Below are 19,072 nucleotides of genomic sequence, written 5' to 3'. Positions count from 1 at the left end.
GATCACAGACCCTGGGGCCGCATCCGGAAGTCGTAGCGGTCGGGCAGCGGCTCGTCACCGAGCCGCGCCCACAGCCGGCCGAGCGCGTCCGACCCCTCCCGCAGGTCCGCCACCTCGAACCCGGCGTCGAACACGGCCCGGGCCGCCGCCCGACGCCCCTCCGCGAGCAGCAGTTCCGCCTCCAGGAGCCGGAACCGCCCGCGCTCCCGGATCGCGGGATGCAGCGCCTCCCACACGGCGCGGGCGTCCGCGACCCGCCGTACCCGCAGCTGCGCCTCGACGGCCTCGCGGCCGAGCGCCGCGCAGGCCGCCGTCCAGGTCTCGCCGTCGTCGCGGCGCTCCCGGCACAGGTCGTCGAAGGCGTCGGCGTACCGCTCGGCGGCCCGCTCGTGCTGCCCGTACTCCTGGTCGGCGACGGCGAGGCAGCGCAGCAGCGGCCAGAGCGAGGGGGCGAGCGGCAGGGCCCGCTCCCAGCTGCGGACGGCCTGGGCGCGGTCGCCGGCGTGCCACTGGGCGACGCCGAGGTGGTACTCGGTGTGCGGGGTGGCGGGGGCGGTCTCCAGCATGTCCCGCCAGTGCGGGGCGACCAGGGTCGGTCCGGGCGGGCGCACCCGGCGGGGTTGCGGCAGGGTGCCGGTGCGCAGCAGCTCCCGCCAGGGAGCCTGTTCCTCGGTCAGCGTCGGCTCGGCGAACGGCGTGCCGGGCAGCTTCCAGTCCGCGCGCAACACTTCGAGGGCACCCCAGCCGGAGCCGGTGGCGAGGAGTTCGCCGGGTTCGCTGTCGGCGTACGGCTTCCAGGCGGCGTGGGCGGCGTCGAACCCGGCGCGCGGCAGGGCGAGTTCCAGCCGCTCCTCGACGCTCTGCGACGGTGCCGCGGACAGCGGGCCGTACGCCTCCAGCCAGGACACCTCGCTCTCCGGGTCGAGGCGGACGTGCTCCAGCTGGGTGCGGGCCAGTCCGGCCTGGATCTCGCGGTAGCCGCCGGTGCCGGGGCCGCCGAGCCACTCCTGCCAGCGCCGGCCGCCGGGGCCGGACCCCCACACGAACTGTTTCCGGCCGCGCAGTTCGTCGGTGGAGGTCTGCACCAGGCCGTGGCCGTCGGCGTCCAGCGCGGCGATCCAGCGGCGCCGCCCGTCCGGGATGTCGTAGAACCAGTCCACCGGGTACGGGGGTTGGACGCCGTACGCCGGGACGGGCACCCGGCGCAGTCGGCGCTCGGGCCCGAACTCCCAGGCCTCCTCGGCCGGGACGACGATCCGGCGGTCCTCCGGTACGGCCGTGTTGGACCACCAGTAGACGGGCACCGGGTGTTCGTGCGGGTTGCGGACGCGGACGCCGGCGTACAGGAAGTCGGATCCGTCCGGCAGCCACAGGTCGACCTGGAAGGGCAGGTCGCGAAGCCGTTCCCACTCCCACAGCCGGAGCATCTCGCCGCCGTCGGGGGCGGGGACGCGGGCCGCGTGGAGCGGGGCGCAGGAGAGGGTGGTGTGGCCGGTGGCGCCGATGTTCCACTCGATGCCGCCGGCGAACCAGGCGCCGTTGAGGGCCAGGTTGGCGGGCTGGAACACCGGGTTGCGGTGCAGGAGTTCACGGCCGGTGGGCAGGTGGACGAGGGAGGCGACGCGCCCGCCGAGGCCGGGCAGGACGGTGGCGCGCAGCCGGTCGTTCTCGATCACCAGGGCGTCGAGATCGCGGGGCGTGCGCACTCTGCCGTAGCCGTCGCGGATCCGCACCGGGAGGAGGCTGCGCAGCGGCTCGTGGCCGAGCTGGCGGGCCATGTCCCGGGGCAGGTCCTCCCGGTCACGCTCGTCGACGCGGTGAATCTCCCCAAGGAGGCGGAGCGGCGGCAGCGGGTTGTCCGGGCCCAACTCCGCCGCGGGCAGGGTCAGTACCTCACGTCGGATCCTCGTCACGATCACCATGGAACCCGCCGCCGGGTGAGCTGACCAGGGGAGCTGCCGGTCAGGATTGCGCAAAGGTCAGCGGGTGGTCCGCATCTCCGCCGTGATCGCCCAGCGTTCGTGGTCCCGCCAGGCCCCGTCGATGTAGATCATGTTCGGCGAGAAGCCCTCCAGCCGGAACCCGGCACCGCGGGCGAGCGCGATGGACGCGGCGTTGCCCGGCTGCGCGTTGATCTCCAGCCGGTGCAGCCGCATCGGCCCGAAGGCGTAGTCCACGACCAGGCCCATCGCCTCCCGCATCAGGCCGCGCCCGGCCGCGTGCGCGAACACGCCGTAGCCGAGCGCACCGCACTGGAAGCCGCCCTCGACGATGTTGTTGATGTTGATGAACCCGGCGATGGCGCCGCCCTGCTCCCCGCCGCTCTCCCCGGCGTCCTTCTCGCAGACCAGGAACCCGGCCTTGCTGCGGTCCTCGATCAGCCGTCCCGCGTAGCCGGCGTAGGCCGCGTCCGTGGTGGGCGGGAACAGCCAGGGCTGGTGGAGGTCCTTGCTCTCCCGGGCGCGGGCGATGAACTCGGCGCCGTCCTCGTAGGTGAAGTGGCGGATGCCCACGCGGGGGCCCTCGGCGAGATAGCGGGATGCGGTGTGCGGCATCCCGACACCCTACGCGGAGCCACCTCCGGTGTTTCATGAAATACGCCCGGCGGAGCGCGCCGATGCCCCCGGGACCGGGCCCCGCGGACCACCGCGCGGCCCTCCGGGGCAAGCTCTCAGCGCAGGGCCGGCTCCCGCAGGGTCAGCGTGCCCGCGTCCGCGTCCAGCTCGGCGGCCACCCCGAGCGGCATGGTCAGGGCCGCCTCGCAGTGCCCGAACCCGAACTCCTCCAGTACCGGCACGCCAAGGCTGCCGAGCCGGTCGAGGAGCATCGGCCGTACCCGCTCGTAGGGGCCGCACCGGTCCCAGGAGCCGAGCAGGATCCCGGCGACGCCGTCGAGCCATCCGGACCGCAGCAGCTGCGTGATGCTCCGGTCGAGGCTGTACGGCGCCTCGCCGACGTCCTCCAGCAGGAGCAGACCGCCCCGCGCGCCGGTGTGGGTGTGCGGGGTGCCGACGCCCGTGGCGAGCAGCCGCAGGCAGCCGCCCACGGTGACGCCGGTGGCCCGGCCGCCCACCAGCGCGGCGCCCCGTGCGGGGATGGTGCGGACCGTCTCCGGGGCGAAGAGGGTGGCCCGCAGGTGCTCCTGTGCCTCGGTGCTCTTGACGAAGTCGGCGCCGGCCGCCACCGGCCCGTACAGGGTGGCGAGGCCGAGCCGGGTCGCGAACGCCTCGTGCAGCACGGTCGCGTCGCTGAAGCCGACGAACACCTTCGGGCCGGCCGCCCGCATCGCGTCCCAGTCGAGCAGGTCGACGAGGCGCTGTGCGCCGTAGCCGCCGCGCGCGCAGAGCACGGCGGAGACGGACGGGTCGCACCAGGCCTGCTGGAGGTCGGCCGCGCGTTCGGCGTCGGAGCCCGCGAGGTATCCCAGATCACCGTCCGTGGCGAGCACGTGGCGTGCCGCCACCGGGTCGAGGTCCCAGCCGCGCAGGATGTCGAGGCCGGCCTGGAGCCGCTCCTCCACCACCGGCCCGCTCGGCGCCACGACGGCGACCCGCGCGCCGGCGGCCAGGCGCGCCGGGCGTGTCAGTTCGGTCACTTCACCAGCTCCAGCTCGGGAATGCCGGGCACGTCCAGCCCGAACACCTGAGCGTACAAGGCGAGCTCCGCCTCCAGCGCGCGGACCAGGGTCTCCGCGCGCCGGAAGCCGTGGCCCTCGCCCGCGAAGGTGAGGTACGCGTGCGGCACCGGGCGGCCGTCGAGCCGGGCGAGGAAGCGCTCGCACTGCGCGGGCGGGCAGATCACGTCGTCCAGCCCCTGGAGCAGCAGGAAGGGCGCGGTGAGCCGGTCCGCGTGCTCGCCGGGCGACCGCTCGACGTACCGCTCGGGCACCTCGGCGAGCGGGCCGATCAGGGATTCCAGGTACTGGGACTCGAAGTCGTGGGTCTCCCCCGCGCCCCAGCTGGTGAGGTCGAGGACGGGGTAGGCGATGGTGCCGCAGGCGTAGACGTCGGTGCCGGTCAGGGAGGCGGCGGCGGTCCAGCCGCCGGCGCTGCCGCCGCGGATCGCGAGCCGGGCGCGGTCGGCGGTGCCCTCCTCGGCGAGGGCGAGCGCGACGGCCGCGCAGTCCTCGACGTCGACCACGCCCCACTGCTCGCGCAGCCGCTCCCGGTACTCCCGCCCGTATCCGGTGGAGCCGCCGTAGTTGACCTCGGCGACGCCGATGCCCCGGGAGGTGAAGTAGGCGATCGCGAGGTCGAGGACGAGCGGTGTCCTGCTGGTGGGGCCGCCGTGCGCCCAGACGACGTACGGGGGCAGCTCGCCCTCGGGGGCGCGGTGGCCGGGGTGGCGGGGCGGGTGGAGGTGGGCGTGCACCTCGCGGCCGCCGGGACCGGCGAAGGTGCGGATCTGCGGCTCGGGGTAGTAGGCCGGGTCGACCGCGTCCTGGTGGGGGGTGCCGACGACCCGGGTGCGGCCGGAGGCGGTGTCGAGTTCGACGACCTCGTGGGCGGTGCGCGGGCCGGCGCCGACCGCGAGAACGCGGGTGCCGTGCACGGCGAGGGTGGCGGAGAACTCGGTCCACGGTCCGGCCGCGTCGGCGAGTTCGCCGGTCTTCGGATCGAGTATCCCGAGCGTCATCGCGCCGCGGCCGTGGAGGATCGCGATCAGCCCGTTGTCCAGGGGCGCGAACCAGTTCTGGCCGAGCCGCCAGAGCGGTCCCGCGAACTCCTCCTCGCGCGGGCAGAGGGGTACGTCGTCGCGGTACAGGTTCCACCAGCCGCTGCGGTCGCTCGTGTACAGCAGCCGGTCGTCGGGGGACCAGTCCACCTGTGCGACGGCCTCCATGGGACCTCCGGCCACGGTGCGGACCGTGTGCAGGACTCCGTCGCCGCCGACCTCGCCGACCAGCAGTTCCGTGCCGTCCCACGGCATCCGCGGATGGTCCCAGGCGAGCCAGGCGGCCCGGCGCCCGTCGTGTGAGAGACGCGGCCCGGTCACGAACCGGTGCCGTCCGTCGGTGAGTTCGCGTACGGCGGCCCGGTCGGCGGCGGCCGAACCGTCCAGCGGGACGGCGGCGAGCACCCGGCGTACGTCGGTGGGCCCGTCGCCCGTGAACTCCTCCAGCACGCACCAGACTTCGTCCCGGTCGAGCAGCAACTGCGGGTCGGCCCACCGGGGTCCGGGCGGGGTCAGCGGCCGGGGCGCCTCGCCGGGCCGGTACAGGTAGAGCCGCTGGTCGTCGAAGTGCACGAAGACCAGCAGCGGTTGATCACCGCTGTCGGGTACGGCACCGGCCCAGGGCCGTCCGCCGTACTCGATGACCCGGCTGCGCACGTTCCACGGCGCGGGCAGCACGGACTCCCCGGTGGCGCCGCGGACCAGGGTCCTGCGGCCGTCCTCCGCCGGCCGGGGTTCGGTCCACCAGGGCTCGTCGCCGACGAAGCCCACCCACTCGGCGAAGCCGTCGTGCGCCGCCGCCAGGGCCGCGTCGACGGGTGAGGGCCACGAGCCGTACGCCTTCGTCTCCACGTGCTCTCCTCGTCTGCTGTGCCGTGCCGTGTCACATCTCCCGGGCCGTGCCGCGCCGCGCTATGCCGTGCGCAGGAAGCGGTCCAGGACCTGGACGCCGAAGTGCAGGGCCTCGACGGGGACGCGTTCGTCGACGCCGTGGAACAGGGCCTGGTAGTCCAGGTCCTCGGGGAGCTTCAGCGGGGCGAAACCGTAGCCGGTGATGCCGAGCCGGGAGAACTGCTTGGCGTCGGTGCCGCCCGACATGCAGTACGGCACCACGTGCCCGTCGGGGGCGAACTCCTCGACGGCGGCGCGCATCCGGGCGTACGTCGGTGAGTCCAGCGGTGCCTGGAGGGCGACCTCGCGGTGGTGGAACTCCCAGTCGACGTCGGGGCCGGTGAGCCGGTCGAGGGTGGCGCGGAACTCGTCCTCGGTGCCGTACAGATAGCGTCCGTCGACGAAGGCGACGGCCTCGCCGGGGATCACGTTGACCTTGTAACCGGCGTGCAGCATGGTCGGGTTGGCGCTGTTGCGGACCGTGGCCTCGACCAGCTTGGCGGCCGGGCCGAGCTTGTCGAGGAGCAGGTCGACCTCGTGCAGGTCGGGCTCGATGCCGTAGAGGGCGGCGAGTTCGGTGAGGGCGGCGGAGACCGTCGGGGTGAGGCGGAGCGGCCACCGGTGCTCGCCGATGCGGGTGACGGCGGCGGCGAGGCGGGTGACCGCGTTCTCCCTGTTGACCTTGGAGCCGTGTCCGGCCCGGCCGCGCGCGGTGAGTTTGAGCCAGGCCGTGCCGCGCTCCCCCGCGGCGATGGGGTAGAGCCGGCGGCCGGTGCCGTCGTGGAAGGTGAAGGCGCCCGACTCGCTGACACCCTCGGTGCAGCCCTCGAACAGTTCGGGGTGGTGGTCGGCGAGGAACCCGGAGCCGTCCTCCGCGCTGGCCTCCTCGTCGGCGGTGAACGCGACGACGATGTCCCGCCGCGGCCGTACCCCCTCCCGGGCCCAGGCCCGCACCACGGCCAGGATCATCGCGTCCATGTTCTTCATGTCGACGGCGCCCCGCCCCCACACGACCCCGTCGCGGACCTCCCCGGAGAAGGGGTCGACGCTCCAGTCGGCGGCCTGCGCGGGTACGACGTCGAGGTGGCCGTGGACGAGGAGCGCGTCCGCGCTCGCGTCCGTCCCCTCGATGCGGGCGACGACGTTGGTGCGCCCCGCGGTCCGCTCGAGAAGGATCGGCTCCAGGCCGGCTCCGGCGAGCCGCTCGGCCGCGTACTCGGCGGCGGGCCGCTCCTGGCAGTCGCCGCCGCCGAAGTTGCTGGTGTCGATCCGGATCAGCTCGGAGGTGAACCGGACGACCTCGTCGAGTGCCTGCTGGTCAGCCATACTGCTCCTCCACCGCGGCCGAGACGATCGTGGTGACCGCCTTGAAGGTGCGGATGCCGTCGTACATGGTCCCCTCGGTGTACGCGACCTTCCGCTCGCCGACCCGGTCCACGCCGGGGACGACGGTGGCGGCCAGGGCGAGGTGCTCGGCGTCGAACTCCAGGGCGATCGTGAACGGTCCGCCGGACACGGGTTCGTGGCGCACCGCCAGCGCGGTCGCCTCCTTGGCGGCGGCGCGGATGTCGGCGGCGGTCCTGGCGGGCGTCCGGCAGACCGCCGCGTACCTCGACACGTGGTCCTTGACGGCGACCTTGCGGGCCTCGGGCGCGTAGCCGAGGGCGTCCTCGCAGGCCAGGTCGTCGCCGGTGACGAGGACGACCGGGACGCCGTACTCGGCGACGACGTGCGCGTTGAGCAGGCCCTCGCTGGCCCGCACGTCGTTCAGCCAGACGCCGGTGACGGAGTTGGGCAGGTAGGTGTGGGCGAGGACGCCCTCCATGCCGGCGCCGGCGTGGTACCCGACGAAGGCGATGCCGTCGACGTCACCGTGCTGGACGCCCTCGACCATGGAGAGCGTCTTGTGGCGGCCGGTGATCATCTGGGCGCGGTCGTCGAGCTGCTCCAGGAGCAGGTTGCGCATGCTCCAGTGGGCCTCGTTGATGAGGACCTCGTCGGCGCCGCCGTCGTAGAACCCGAGGACGGCGGCGTTGACGTCGGAGGTGAACATCGGCCGGCACCGCTCCCACTGCGGCGCGCCGGGCAGCACGTCGCCGGGCCAGGTCACCCCGGTGGCGCCCTCCATGTCGGCGCTGATGAGGATCTTCATGGTGCTTCACGTTACGCGCCGGCGGGGGAACTTCCCACGAGGCTGGAAGAAGGAAACCCGCGGCACCGGTGTCCGGCCGTCTCGCCGAAAGGGCCGCCACGCGCGCACGTGACCGGCGTCAGGGCCGGCGCACCTGCGACAAGGGCCGATCAGCTCTGATGCGGGCCCGGTCGGTCCATGGCCCGGGTTCCTCCGGCCGGAGAAGATCGGCTGGCCGGACGGGCGGCGGCGCGTCCTCGTCTTCGTCGAATGACGCTACCCGGTGTGGTCACCGGCCTGCGGGCGGTGCGGAGAGAGGTGCCTGAAGTGATCACTGTCGTGGGACACCCCGACCTCACCACGCCCATGCTCGCCGTGGTGGAGGAGGAACTGCGGCGACGCCTGGCCGAGTTCGCGCGGGCGGGCAAGGCGGGGCTGGTCCGTGCCGGGCAGGGACTGCCGGTCGCCTTCGGCAGGGCGTCGCGCGCCGCGGGACTGGCGCTGGTGACGGTCCTGCCTTCCCGGGACGGCGTCCCCGACGTGCTGGAGCCGGGTGATCGCACCGCGGCCGGCGAACTGCTCCTGCTCTCGCAACAGGTGCGGCTGCTGGAGTACGACCCGACCGACCGCGGGGCCTGCGTGGGAGCGGACGAGACCCTGGTGCGCTCCTGTGCCCGGCTGCTGGCCGTCTGGGACCGCTCCCCGTCCAACTCCCGGGACGCTACGGCCCGTCTCGTGGCCTACGCCCGCAGCAGCGGCATCGAAGTCGAGGTCGTGTGGCCCGAGGGAGCCGGCCATATCGCGGCGGACGGGCAGAGGACATGACCACCTCGCCCCGTTGGGGGAGCCGACGGCCGCCCACCGCACCTGCGCCGACCCGCCACAGCCACCCGCCCGGTGGTGCGGGTCGGCGACCGCCGTCCGCCGGCGGTCGCTACGACGGCGGCTTCGCCTCCGACCGGGCCGCCTGCAGGTCGGCGAGCAGCTCCGCCTGCCCGGCCAGCACGCCCGACAGGATCGAGCGCGCCACCCGCAGCAGTTCCGCCAGCTCCGGGCTGGCCAGCGAGTAGTACACGCTCGACCCCTCCTTGCGGGTCCGCACCAGGTTCGCCCGCCGCAGCACGGCCAGCTGCTGCGAAAGATGCGCTGCCTCGATGCCCACCTCGGGCAGCATCTCCGCCACCGCGTGCTCGCGCTCGCTCAGCAGTTCCAGGACGCGGATGCGGGCCGGATGCCCGAGGGTTTTGAAGAACTCGGCCTTCAGCTGGTACAGCGGCGTGCTCACCTGGCCCTCCTTTCCCCTGTGCAACGGCACAGCCCCACCGGGCGGGTCCCGGCGCATCGCATCCACCCACTCGTCAAGAACATGTGGCCCATCCTCGCGCGCGGCACCGACCAGGCCGAAACCGCGCCGAGAGGGCCACCGGGTCCCGTGCTCCGCCGAGAGACCCGCCGGCGCGAGTCACGGCCGGTGCCAGGCGGGGGCGACCGGGCAGCCGTACACCCGCACATGCCGGAAGGGACGGATCACGGTCGGGCCCCACTGCGCGTACGCTGACCGGCCCGCCATGCCGCCTACCAGCGGCCAGAGGGCCTCCGCGCCGGAGGACTCGACCGTGCGAAGGGGAGCGGGGGCGCTCATCGCCGGGCTTCCTCACCGGGGTTCCGGGGCTTCTGGGCGGGAAGGGCCGACAGGACGCCGGCCGTCTCCAGGTGATCGCGGGCGGCCCGGATGGCCTCGGGGGTGGTGGCGTACTCACGGCCCTCGTGGCACAGCAGGTCCAGCGCGCCGACGGAGTCCAGGACCTGACGCTGGCCGGGGCGTATCCCCGAGGCGAGGACGGCGATGCCACGGCGCCGCAGCCTCTCCACCGCGTCCTTGAGGACGAGGGCACCGGTCGCGTCCATGGTCGACACCCGCGACAGCCGAAGGATCACCACCCGTACGTCGGCGACCTCGGTGAGCTCCAGCAGGAAGCGGTGGGCAGCGGCGAAGAACAGCGGGCCGTCGATGCGGTACGCGACGATGTGCTCGGCCAGCAGAGCGTGTTCCTCCGCGCTGTGATCGCCCATGTCGAGCGGCACCTGGTCGAAACGGGCCTGCTGGGCGACGGCGCGCAGCGCGAGGGCGCCCGCGACGGCGAGCCCGATGATCACCGCGTACACGAGGTCGAGGGCCAGTGTCGCCGCGGCGGTCAGGACGAGGATGAGTGCGTCGGAGCGGGTGGCCCGCACCATGGCCTTCAGCGAACCGACCTCGACCATACGGATCGCGGTGGCCAGCAGGACGCCGGCGAGAGCGGCCAGCGGGATCTTCGAGACGAGGGGCGCCGCCGCGAAGACGATCGCGGCGAGCACGGCGGCGTGGGTGAGGGCGGCGAGGCGGGAGCCGGCCCCCGTACGGACATTGACGGCGGTGCGCGCGATCGCGCCGGTCGCCGGTACCCCGCCGAACAACGGGGCGGCGATGTTCGCGAGCCCTTGGCCGAACAGCTCCCGGTCCGGGTCGTGTCTCTGGCCCACGGTCATACCGTCGGCGACCGAGGCCGACAACAGGGACTCCAGCGCGGCGAGCGCCGCGACCGCCACGGCAGGAGCGAGCAGGGTTCCCAGCGAGCCGAGGTCGACGAAGGACAGAGACGGCACGGGCAGCCCCGCCGGCAGGGTGCCGATCGGCTTCGCCGCGTCCAGGTCGGCCAGCTGTGCCACGACCGTCGCCGCGATCACGGCGACGATCGAGAAGGGTACGGCCGGCCACCGCCGGGCGCCGATCATCATGCACCCGGCCACCGCGGCCGCGAGGCCGAACGACGTCCAGTTCGGGCTGCCGGCGAACTCCTCGACCGCCCGCCAGGTCACCACCAGCACCCGGTCGCCTTCCGGCTTGGGGACACCGAGCGCGTTCGGGATCTGCTGCAGGCCGATCACGCAGGCGATGCCGAGGGTGAAGCCCTCGACGACCGGCGCGGGCACGTACTGCATGTACTTCCCGGCCCGCAGTACCGCCAGGCCGACGAGCATGACGCCCGCCATCAGCCCGACGGTGAGCACCCCGCCGGGCCCGTACCGGCCCACGATCGGCACCAGGACGACCGTCATCGCGCCGGTCGGACCGGAGACCTGGAGGTTGGACCCGCCGAACACCGCGGCGAGCGCGCCTGCGACGACGGCGGTCGCCAGGCCCGCCTCGGCGCCGAGCCCGGAGGAGACGCCGAAGCCGAGCGCGAGCGGCAGCGCGACGATCGCCACGGTGAGGCCGGCCAGCAGGTCCTGGCGCGGGCTTCGCCTGACCTCGGCGAGGTCTGCGCGACCGGGCAGCAGCCGCGCGAACCGGGCGCACACCTGACGGAAAAGGGTCACGACTCCTCGGCTTCCCCTACAAGGCCCGACTCCGGGGCAGACGCGAAGGCCCGCTCCCACGTTCACTTGCGAACACAGCAAACATAGCATCTAGTCAATTGCGAAATTTTGCAACTCTGCATCAGGACCATGCCGAATTCTCCGCTGTGGTGCCGCACCGGAAGGGGCGGGGGCCACGGTGCGCCCGGCGGGTTGGCCGCCGGGCGCACCGTGGCCCGGCACGGCGGCCGCGTCCCGTCCCTCAGTTCTCCCGTCCCGCCAGCACCCACTTGGACGGCAGGACGATCAGTTCGCCGTCCGGCGTGACCTCGGTCGTGGTCAGAGGAAGTTCGCCGGTCGCGAGGACGGCGAGGCCGGCGTTGCGCAGGTACTCCGGGACCGCGGCGTCGGCGACCTCGCCGGGGGCGATGCCGTGCCGGAAGACCGGGGCGAGCTTGGGCGGCGGTCCCGACGGGCTCTGGGCGAGGCCGCCGAGGACGGGCCGGGCCGCCTCGGCGAGCTCGACGAGGAAGGCCCGGCCGCGGCTGCCGACGAGGGTGGCGATGCTGTCGATCAACGGCTGCCGGTCGTCGGGTTCGCACTGGTGCAGGACGCCCCGCATGTAGACGTTGGCGTCGCCGAGCTCCGCGTGCAGGGCCTGGGCCTCACTCTTCTCGGCCGCGTCGAGCAGCCGGTAGCCGGCCTGTCCGCCCGGGTCGGCGTGCCGGGCGTGGTCCAGGGCGGCCTCGGATATGTCGGTGCCGAGGACGCGCGGGAACCGGTCGGCGAGGAAGCGGGTCTGGGTGCCGTTGCCGCAGCCCAGGTCGACCAGGGGCAGGCCGGGGTCGGTGAGGTGGGGCTCGAAGAGGGCGACATGGACGGCGGCGGTCACGGCCGGTTCGGCGTCCCAGAACACCGCCCCCGGTTCGTCGGGCGCCTCGCGCCAGAAGCCCTCCCAGGCACTGCGGTAGCGACTCGTCACGCTCATGGCCCAACTCCCCAGGATGCAGCCGTCTATGACCCGTCGTAAGTGACGGGCCAGTACGGTTTACCCTGCGCGCGTTTCGGCCACAAGCGCCCGGCGCGTTCCTTCACCCCGCGTTCGACGGACGTGCGCCCGCGGGTCTGCGGTGCCCGGGTCAGCGGCGCCGTGCGGTGAGTTCGAACCAGACGGTCTTCCCGGCGGTCGTACGGCTGGTGCCCCACTCCCGGGCCAGCGTGGCGACCACCCGCAGCCCGCGTCCGGCCTCGGCGCCGGGGTCCGTGCCGAGCAGGGTCGGCAGAGTGTGGTCGTCGTCGTCGACCTCGCAGAGCAGGGTCTCGCCGCGGATCAGCCGGAGCTGCACCGGGCGGCTGTGGGAGTGCCGTACGGCGTTGGTGACGAGTTCGCTGACCATGAGTTCGGCCGGGTCGGCGAGCCGGGCGAGACCCCAGTCGTGGAGCTGCTCGCGGACGACGGCGCGGGCCCGGCGGACCTCGGCGGGGTCGAGGGCGAGCCGCCACTCCGCGACGTCCTCGGGCGCGATGCCGTTGAGGCGGGCCATCAGCAGCGCCACGTCGTCCTTGCGGCCGCCGCGGGTGTTGAGGGCGCGGATGATGGTGTCGCAGGCGTCGTCCATGGAGGCGGCCGGGTGGGCGGCGGACTCGCAGAGGGTGGCGAGGCCGACGCCGATGTCCTCGCCGCGCATCTCGACCAGTCCGTCGGTGCACATGACCAGCCGGTCGCCGGGTTCCACCCGCACCCGCAGCGACTCGAAGGCGACCCCGCCGACGCCTATGGGCGCCCCGGTGGGCAGGTCGAGGAGTTCGCTGCGCCCGTCGACCGCACGGACCAGCACGGGAGGGATGTGGCCCGCGTTGGCGAGGTGCAGCTCGCTCTCGATCGGGTCGTAGACGGCGTAGAGGCAGGTGGCGAGGTAGCCGTCGCCGAGGCGCTGCGCCAGGTCGTCGAGGTTGCGCAGGAGTTGGGCGGGCGGCAGGTCCAAGGCCGCCATGGTCTGCACGGCGGTCCGCAACTGGCCCATCATCGCGGCCGAGTTGAGGCCGTGGCCCATCACGTCGCCGACGACCAGGGCGGTGCGGGCGCCGGGGAGTTTCACGGAGTCGAACCAGTCGCCGCCGACGCGGCCGAGCAGGGTGCCCGGCAGATAGCGGGTGGCGATGTCGCAGCCCGCCATGCGCGGCGGGATGTGCGGCAGCATGCTGTCCTGGAGGGTCTCGGCGACGCTCTCCTGGTACGTGTACATGCGCGCGTTGTCGAGCACGAGCCCGGCGCGGGCGGCGAGTTCGGCGCCGGTGACCCGGTCCATGTCGTTGAACATCTCGCGCTCGGGGTGGCGCAGCAGGATCATGAAGCCGAGCACGACATTGCGTGCCTTGAGCGGTACGACCAGCATCGAGCGGCCGGTGATCAGCGGCCGGATGTCCCGCTTCTCGAACTGGGAGGCGATGGCGTGACCCATCTCCTCGCTGATCCGCGGTACCAGCACCGGTTCACCGGTGGTCATGCACTGGAAGAACGGGGTGTGCGCCGGGAACGGCATGGCCTCGCCGACGGGGACGACGTCGTCCCAGCGGCCGGGTTCGTCGGTGTGCTCCAGGGCGACCCGGTGCCACATGGTGGTGGTGTCGGGCACGCCGTCCGGGAACCCCTCGCCGGCGACCACCTGTTCACGCAGGTAGGTGCCCGCGACATCGGTGAAGCGGGGTACGACGGCTCTGCTGACCTCGACGATGGTGCGGGACAGGTCGAGCGAGGTGCCGATCTTCCCGCTGACCTCGGTGAGGAATTCGAGGCGTTCGCGGACGGCCGCGTACTCCAGGTCCTCGCCCTCGTCGTCGGCGAGTTCGGCGGCCACCGGCAGCCCCTGGGCGGCGACCCGCGCCGCGCGCTCCCGGCGTGCCATCCGCTCGGTGCGCCGGGCGACACCCCAGTCGGGGGTCACGGGCACCCGGTCGTTCTGGCTGAACTCCAGGATGGGATAGCCGAGTTCGAGGACCTGGGCGACGATCCGGGCGCTTTCGTCGACGCTCATGCTGGGCAGGATCTCGGGCAGCCTGCGGGCCAGTTCCTCCGCGCCGGGGAAGTCGGTGTGCAGGGCGAAGCCGGGTGCGATGCGCTCGAAGGCGATGCCCTCGTCGCGTTCGGCCTGGCGCAGCCGCTCGGCGTCGGCGGCGAGCACCAGCAGCCGCTCGTTCCCCGGGCCGACCAGCGGGTAGGCCCACCAGAGCACGTCGACGCGGTCGTGGTCCGGCACGGTGAGCCGGGCGCGGCCGGCGGCCGGGAAGTTGAGCCGCCCGTCGAGGGAGGACTCCAGGTCGGGGCCGAGTCCGTCGTACGCCGCGTAGGCGCCGTACGGGGTGATCTCGTCGTCCTCGGGGAGCGCGCCGGAGACGGGCAGCAGGTCGAGGACGGAGCGGCCGATGGCCTCCTCCTTGGCGGCGCCGAAGAGCCGCCGGGCGCCGGTGCTCCAGTGCGAGACGTCGCCGTCGCGGTCGACGACGACCACGGCCAGGGGGATGCGGCCCGAGGCGCCGTCCCCAGCACCGAGGCCGGGATGTGTGTCCCGCTCGCTGCCATGGTCCATGGCCCAGGCCCTCTCTCCCCACGGCTCCGCAAAAGATCTGTGCCGCCCGCCACTACGGTACGGTGGCCGCCCGTTGCGATGTGTGCCAATCCTGGAATTGGTTTCACCCGATCGCACCGGCGCGCAGGTCCGCGCCCCGCGGCCGTGCGCGGCCGCTCCCCTGCCGGTCCTCTTCTCAGTCCTCGTGGCCGAGCTGGAGGTCCCGTTCGGTACGGCCGCCGCCCGCGACCTGCAGGACCGTGGCGACTGGTGGGTAACCTGCGGCGATGACGGTGTACTCGCCGGAGGAGAGGTCGACGAACCGGAACGTTCCGTCGGCGCCGGTGGTCAAGGTGTCCACCACGTTCCCGGCGGCGTCGAGCAGCGTCACCCGGGCGTCCTCCACCGGACGGCCGCCCCCGGCCCGGACCGTGCCCTTCAGCACGGCGCCGCCCGCGAGTTCGACGTTCTGCCGGGTCTCCCGGGAGGCCTGGACGGTGACCGGGAGGGCGGCCGGGCGGAAGGCGGGGGCGCTGGCGGCGAGGGTGTACTCGCCGGCCACCAGCTCGGTGATCACGTAGCCGCCCTCGCGGCCGCTGCGGACGGCGGCGACGACCTCGCCGTGCACGTTGGTGAGGGTGACGGTGGCGTCCCGCACGGGGGTGCCGTCGGCGGTGAGCACGCTGCCCGCGAGCCGCCCGGCGCCGCCGAGGACGACGTCCAGCTCGACGGGCCGTTCGCCGACCGTCACGGAGACGGCCTGCGGCTGGTGGCCGCCGGCGGCGGCGATCAGGACGTAGGACCCGGTGCCGGGCGTGGCCAGCGCGTAACGGCCGTCCTCGGCGCTGGCGCCGCGGCCGACCTGCCGGCCGACGGCGTCGATGAGGGTGAGCGCGGCGCGCGGCACCACGGTTCCGTCGGGATGCTGCACCGTGCCGCAGACCGGGACCCCGGCGCCGGTGCGGGGCGACCGGGCCTGCGGGATCGGCGCGTTGGCGGATGTCGGTTCCGTTTCGGCGGTGGGGTGGGACACCAGCGGTTTCTCCTTGAGGAAGCAGGCGACGAGCAGGCCGAGGACGAGAACCGGGACCAGGTAGAGGAAGATCCTGGGCATCGCGTCGGCGTAGGCGCGGATGTAGGCGTCGCGCAGCGCGGGAGGCAGCGCGTGGACGAGCTGCGGGGTGAGGGACTCGGGGTCGGGCAGGCGGGCGCCGGCGTGGGCGGGGAGGCGTTCGTGCAGGGCGTCGGTGAGCCGGTCGGCGAAGAGGGTGCCGAAGACGGCGGCGCCGACGCTGCCGCCGATCTGCCGGAAGTAGTTGTTGGCGCTGGTGGCGGTGCCGAGGTCGGCGGGCCGTACGGAGTTCTGCACGGCGAGGACGAGCACCGGCATCACCATGCCGATCCCGGCGCCGAGGACGGCCATCCAGATGCTGTACTGCCAGCGCGGGGTGCCGACTTCGAGGCGGGACAGCAGCCACATGCCCACGACGGACACGGCGCCGCCGAGCACCGGGTAGACCCGGTAGTGCCCGGTGAGGCTGATGAGCTGTCCCGCGACGATCGAGGCGCCGACGATCCCGCCCATCATGGGCAGCATCAGCAGCCCGGACCCGGTCGCCGAGGCGCCGTCGACCATCTGCAGGAAGGTCGGCAGATAGCTGGCGGCGCCGAACAGGGCGACCCCGACGACCAGTCCGACCAGGCCGGTGACGTTGAAGACCGAGTCGCGGAACAGCCGCAGCGGGATGAGGGGTTCGGCCGCGTGGTGCTCGGCGACGGCGAACAGCACCCCGGCGACCAACGCGCCCGCGCCCAGCCCCAGGATGACGCGCGAGCCCCAGGCGTACTCCGTCCCGCCCCAACTGGTGAGCAGTACCAGGCAGGTCGAGGCGGCGGCGAGCAGCAGGGTGCCCAGCACGTCGAAACGGGCCCGGAACTGAGGCTTCGGCAGCTTGAGCACGAGGGTGACGACGGCCAGCGTGATCAGCCCGAAGGGCACGTTGACGTAGAAGCACCAGCGCCAGGAGAGGTGGTCGGTGAAGTAGCCGCCGAGCAGCGGCCCGGCGACGGAGGCGAGGCCGAAGGCGGCGCCGATCAGGCCCATGAAGCGGCCGCGCTGCCGGGGTGGCACGATGTCGGCGATGATCGCCTGCACGCCGATCATCAACCCGCCCGCGCCGACGCCCTGGACGGCGCGGAAGGCGATCAGCTGGTCCATGTTCTGCGCCCGTCCGGCCAGCGCGGACCCGACGGCGAAGACGAGGATGGCGAACTGGAAGACGCCCTTGCGGCCGATGAGGTCGCCGAGCTTGCCGTAGACGGGGAGGCCGACGGTGGAGGTGAGCAGGTAGGCGGTGATCGCCCAGGACATCTTGTCCAGGCCGTGCAGTTCACCGACGATCTTCGGCAGCGCGGTGGCGACGATCATCTGGTCCAGCGCGGCGAGGAGCAGGGCGAGCATCAGCCCGCAGAACACCAGCCGGGTGCGGCGCGGCCCGAGTCCGGCGACCGGGGCGGGTTCCGGCACGGGGTCCGCGGACACCGCGGCCGGCTCCTCGTACTGCACCAGCGTCGTTCCGCCCACGTACCGCTCCCCTCGTCGCACCTGCGCACAATTGCCGCCTTATTTCCCGTAGGGCGACAACTGCGAGCAAGCACGACGAGTTACGGCACGAGACCGGTCGGTCCGGAGATCCACTCGAACCGGTGAGGGAGCCAACGCCCCCTGTCCGCCCGGAGGTTGCTCACCTCCGCACGAACCGGTACTACTTCTCGACCTCGGTGGCGAGCTTGTCGAGCACGGCGTCGTAGATCCGGCCGAGGCCCTTGGGCGCGAAGGTCTTCTCGAAGAAGCCGCCGATGCCGCCGGCACCCTGCCAGGTGGTGTGCACGACGACCTTGGACCTCCCCTCGCCGGCCGGGGTGACGCGCCAGGTGGTGACCATGGAGGAGTTGCGGTCCTTCTCGACCAGCTCGCCGTCGGTGGGCTCGCTGACCTCCAGGAGGCAGTCCCGGACCCGCTTGCTGGTGGCCTGCAGCTTCCAGTGGACGAGGGTGCCCTCGCCGTCGCCGCCCTCGCGCACCTCGTACTCGCTGAAGTGTTCGGGGAGCAGCTTCGCGCGCGTGCCGCTGTAGTCGGCGATCGCGTCGAACACCGTCTCCGCGTCCGCGGTGACGACCCGCTCCGTAGTGGCCTCGACCTGCGCCATCGCTTTCCTCCAGCACCTGAGTTCTCGGGGTTGCGCCAAGCCAACCACCCCGGCGCCCGGCCGCCCAAATCGGGGTGCCGCAAGCGATCGGAAACGTGATCGGAAACGGCGTCCGCGCGGTCTCCACAGATCGTTCGCACGATCATGGGAACAGATGTTCTATTCTCTGTGCAGTGCTACCGAGGAGGCGTCATGCGCTGGGAGAACCTCACCGAGGAGGCCGATCACGGCCGGGCCGGGGCCGCGTTGTTCGGCGCGGACGCGGTCACGACCCGGACCTTCGACACGCCTGAATTCCGGGGAATCACGTTCCACGAGGTGCGGGCGCGGTCGATCATCAACCGGGTGCCGGGCGCCTCGCGGATGCCGTTCGAGTGGACGGTGAACCCGTACCGGGGCTGCTCGCACGCGTGCGTGTACTGCTTCGCCCGCAAGACCCACAGCTACCTGGACCTGGACACCGGGATCGGCTTCGACACCCAGATCGTGGTCAAGGTCAACGCGCCGGACCTGCTCCGCCGCCAGCTGGGCTCGCGCCGCTGGCTCGGCGACCACATCGCGATGGGCACCAACGTCGACTGCTACCAGCGCGCCGAGGGCCGCTACCGGCTGATGCCGGGGATCATCTCCGCCCTCACCGAGCACGCCAACCCGTTCTCGATCCTGACCAAGGGCACCCTGATCCTGCGCGACCTGGACCTGCTGCGCCGGGCGGCGGACGTGACGGACGTCGGCATCTCGGTCTCGGTCGGCTTCGTCGACCCCGAGCTGTGGCGCACGGTGGAGCCGGGCACCCCGGCCCCCGAGCGGCGCCTGGACGTCGTCCGCGCCCTCGCCGGGGCCGGTATCGGCTGCGGGGTCCTGATGGCGCCGGTGATCCCCTTCCTCGGCGACCACCCGGCCCAGCTCCGGGCCACCGTGCGGGCCATCGCGGCGGCCGGGGCCACCTCGGTGACACCCCTGGTGCTGCATCTGCGGCCGGGCGCCCGCGAGTGGTTCATGAGCTGGCTCGCGGCCCGTCACCCGCACCTGGTGCGGCGCTACGAGCGGCTGTACGCGGAGGGCGCCTACGCGCCCAAGTGGTACCAGCGCCGGATCACCCGTCAGGTGCACGAGCTGGCCGAGGAGTACGGCATCGGGCCGAACCGCGCGGGCACCGCCCGCCGGATCCCGGTACCGGCGGCGGAGGAGGAGCCGGCGCTGCCGGAGCCGACCCAGCTCACCCTGCTCTGACCGGCTTGCGGACCCGGTGGCGTTCGGGC

General features: G+C 73.2%; 15 protein-coding genes. 2 read left to right on the top strand and 13 right to left on the bottom strand.

Going from position 1 to position 19,072, the window contains the following annotated elements:
- Window positions 1-2: 2 nt before the first annotated feature.
- The 6 genes from ACZ4UV_RS09445 to ACZ4UV_RS09420 form a co-directional block, all read right to left on the bottom strand.
- Window positions 3-1,922 (bottom strand): DUF5107 domain-containing protein, encoded by a 1,920-nt coding sequence (locus ACZ4UV_RS09445; RefSeq protein WP_467837099.1) that lies wholly within the window; start codon window positions 1,920-1,922, stop codon window positions 3-5.
- A 57-nt stretch (window positions 1,923-1,979) separates the two neighbouring features.
- A complete protein-coding gene (locus ACZ4UV_RS09440) occupies window positions 1,980-2,555 on the bottom strand; it encodes a GNAT family N-acetyltransferase (RefSeq protein WP_351493563.1) in 576 nt (191 codons plus the stop codon).
- A gap of 116 nt (window positions 2,556-2,671) precedes the next feature.
- A complete protein-coding gene (locus ACZ4UV_RS09435) occupies window positions 2,672-3,595 on the bottom strand; it encodes a S66 peptidase family protein (RefSeq protein ID WP_451021452.1) in 924 nt (307 codons plus the stop codon).
- Entirely contained in the window at window positions 3,592-5,526 is a 1,935-nt protein-coding gene (locus tag ACZ4UV_RS09430) for a dipeptidyl-peptidase 5 (RefSeq protein WP_467837095.1), read from the bottom strand. The genes ACZ4UV_RS09435 and ACZ4UV_RS09430 overlap by 4 nt, the downstream gene beginning before the upstream one ends.
- Window positions 5,527-5,586: 60 nt before the next feature.
- A complete protein-coding gene (locus tag ACZ4UV_RS09425) occupies window positions 5,587-6,891 on the bottom strand; it encodes a M20/M25/M40 family metallo-hydrolase (RefSeq protein ID WP_390034430.1) in 1,305 nt (434 codons plus the stop codon).
- Window positions 6,884-7,717 carry a M55 family metallopeptidase gene (locus ACZ4UV_RS09420; RefSeq protein ID WP_451021454.1) on the bottom strand — a complete coding sequence of 278 codons (834 nt, stop codon included), beginning with the start codon at window positions 7,715-7,717 and terminating at the stop codon, window positions 6,884-6,886. Before ACZ4UV_RS09420 ends, ACZ4UV_RS09425 begins: the two co-directional genes overlap by 8 nt.
- A gap of 345 nt (window positions 7,718-8,062) precedes the next feature.
- On the opposite strand from ACZ4UV_RS09420, the gene ACZ4UV_RS09415 reads away from it, so the two are divergent.
- Window positions 8,063-8,521, top strand: a complete 459-nt coding sequence (locus tag ACZ4UV_RS09415) for a hypothetical protein (protein ID WP_467837920.1) — start codon at window positions 8,063-8,065, stop codon at window positions 8,519-8,521.
- Window positions 8,522-8,630: 109 nt separating this feature from the next.
- Here ACZ4UV_RS09415 and ACZ4UV_RS09410 read toward each other — a convergent pair whose 3' ends face one another.
- The 7 genes from ACZ4UV_RS09410 to ACZ4UV_RS09380 all read right to left on the bottom strand — a co-directional run bounded on the left by ACZ4UV_RS09410 (window position 8,631) and on the right by ACZ4UV_RS09380 (window position 17,810).
- Window positions 8,631-8,981: an ArsR/SmtB family transcription factor gene (locus tag ACZ4UV_RS09410; RefSeq protein WP_390034433.1), complete on the bottom strand. Its 351-nt coding sequence runs from the start codon at window positions 8,979-8,981 to the stop codon at window positions 8,631-8,633.
- A gap of 177 nt (window positions 8,982-9,158) precedes the next feature.
- Window positions 9,159-9,338 (bottom strand): hypothetical protein, encoded by a 180-nt coding sequence (locus ACZ4UV_RS09405; protein WP_467837092.1) that lies wholly within the window; start codon window positions 9,336-9,338, stop codon window positions 9,159-9,161.
- Window positions 9,335-11,056, bottom strand: coding sequence for a SulP family inorganic anion transporter (locus ACZ4UV_RS09400; protein ID WP_451021457.1), 1,722 nt, complete (start codon window positions 11,054-11,056; stop codon window positions 9,335-9,337). The genes ACZ4UV_RS09405 and ACZ4UV_RS09400 overlap by 4 nt, the downstream gene beginning before the upstream one ends.
- Before the next feature lie 241 nt (window positions 11,057-11,297).
- Window positions 11,298-12,023: a class I SAM-dependent methyltransferase gene (locus ACZ4UV_RS09395; RefSeq protein ID WP_467837090.1), complete on the bottom strand. Its 726-nt coding sequence runs from the start codon at window positions 12,021-12,023 to the stop codon at window positions 11,298-11,300.
- Between the two features lie 151 nt (window positions 12,024-12,174).
- Window positions 12,175-14,622: an ATP-binding SpoIIE family protein phosphatase gene (locus tag ACZ4UV_RS09390; RefSeq protein ID WP_467837088.1), complete on the bottom strand. Its 2,448-nt coding sequence runs from the start codon at window positions 14,620-14,622 to the stop codon at window positions 12,175-12,177.
- Window positions 14,623-14,797: 175 nt separating this feature from the next.
- Entirely contained in the window at window positions 14,798-17,185 is a 2,388-nt protein-coding gene (locus ACZ4UV_RS09385; RefSeq protein WP_467837085.1) for an MFS transporter, read from the bottom strand.
- A 181-nt stretch (window positions 17,186-17,366) separates the two neighbouring features.
- On the bottom strand, window positions 17,367-17,810 hold the full coding sequence (locus tag ACZ4UV_RS09380) for an SRPBCC family protein (protein WP_451019312.1): 444 nt from the start codon (window positions 17,808-17,810) through the stop codon (window positions 17,367-17,369).
- Window positions 17,811-18,002: 192 nt separating this feature from the next.
- Between ACZ4UV_RS09380 and ACZ4UV_RS09375 the strand changes: the two genes are divergently transcribed.
- Window positions 18,003-19,043: an Rv2578c family radical SAM protein gene (locus ACZ4UV_RS09375; protein ID WP_451019311.1), complete on the top strand. Its 1,041-nt coding sequence runs from the start codon at window positions 18,003-18,005 to the stop codon at window positions 19,041-19,043.
- Window positions 19,044-19,072 lie beyond the last annotated feature (29 nt).

This window comes from Streptomyces sp. NPDC028289, from assembly GCF_055565975.1.
This window is presented reverse-complemented; position numbering and strand designations above follow the sequence as displayed.